Here is a 1,353-nt window from a genome sequence, read left to right as displayed (position 1 = left end):
GGCTACTCGACATTGAGAATGGTGGTGTGGCGCGGGAGGGTGTCTGACCTTCTACTCGACGGACCGCCTCGCGGGGTGTGTCCACTGCTGGATCTGTCGACATCGTCTCGTGCCGCGTCCAGACGGTTCGGAGGGCCGGACCGGGTGGGGAAGTGACCTGATAGGACCCTGTCCGACGACCGTTCAATGTCGTGTCCACCCGGCCCGGTGAGGTCATCCGACCGTATCGCGAGATCCGGAAGGAGACACCGACATGATAACCACCACCGAGCGCGTCGAACCAGCGCGAGTCGTCGCGGGAGTCGACACGCATAAGCATCTGCATCACGTCGCGGTCCTTGATCTCACCGGTCGAGTCCTGGGGAACGCCGCTTTCTCGGTGAATGCCGTCGGATATCAGGAGGCATTGGAATGGATGACGGAGTTCGGTGTCCTTGATCGGGTCGGTATCGAGCTGACCGGCTCGTACGGCGCCGGCTTGACCAGACACTTCACCGCGGCGGGAATCACCGTCCTCGAGGTGAACACGACCGATAAAGCCACGAGGGCTCGCCGGGGCAAAAACGACACGATCGACGCGATCGCGGCGGCTGAGAAGGTCCTTTCGGGCATGGCGACCGCGACGGCGAAAGACACGACCACTGTCGTGGAGTCCGTGCGGATGCTCACCGCGGTGCGCGATTCCGCGGTCAAGGCACGCACGCAGGCGCTCAACCAGATCAAAGACCTCCTGATCACCGCGCCCGCGCAGGTGCGCGAGCAGTTCGACGGGCTTCCCCTGAAGACGGTCGCGAAGAACGCTGCCCGCCTGCGCCCGGACACCACCCGCCTCACCGACCCCGCCCAGGCGGCGCGACTCGCCTTGAAGCGCCTCGGGAACCGGATCGCGGACCTCACCGCGGAGATCACCGATGCGGAGAAGCAACTCGACGCGCTAGTTCAGGACACCGTCCCAACGTTACTTTCCCGACCGGGGATCGGAACTCTCACCGCCGCGCAATTCCTCATCACGGCGGGCGCGAACATCGACAGGATCACCAGCGAAGCCGCCTTCGCGCATCTCTGCGCAGCAGCACCCATCCCAGCATCTTCAGGCATGACGAACCGACACCGGCTCAATCGATTCGGAGCCAGGCAAGCGAACAAAGCCCTCCACCTCGTCATCATCGGCCGCATGAAATACGACGACGAGACCAAGACCTACATCACAAAGAAACTCGCCGAAGGCAAATCAAAGAAAGACGCCATCCGAGCACTCAAGCGCTTCGTCGCACGCCGCGTCTTCCACGACCTCGCCACCGACCTCCGACCACCCAGACTCACTGCTTGACATCCATAGGACCATCCAGCATG

The 1,353-nt window shown here is 63.1% G+C and carries 1 protein-coding gene; it reads left to right on the top strand.

Going from position 1 to position 1,353, the window contains the following annotated elements:
• The first annotated feature begins 253 nt into the window (after positions 1–253).
• Positions 254–1,330 (top strand): IS110 family transposase, encoded by a 1,077-nt coding sequence (locus tag EDF22_RS20345; protein WP_123706634.1) that lies wholly within the window; start codon positions 254–256, stop codon positions 1,328–1,330.
• Positions 1,331–1,353 lie beyond the last annotated feature (23 nt).

The sequence above is a fragment of the Rathayibacter sp. PhB127 genome, assembly GCF_003751665.1.
Taxonomy (GTDB): Bacteria; Actinomycetota; Actinomycetes; order Actinomycetales; family Microbacteriaceae; genus Rathayibacter; species Rathayibacter festucae.
This window is presented reverse-complemented; position numbering and strand designations above follow the sequence as displayed.

Bases quoted from the DNA above. Each gene is read 5' to 3' on its own strand.
- EDF22_RS20345 (WP_123706634.1), top strand. From the start codon at position 254: ATGATAACCACCACCGAGCGCGTCGAACCAGCGCGAGTCGTCGCGGGA.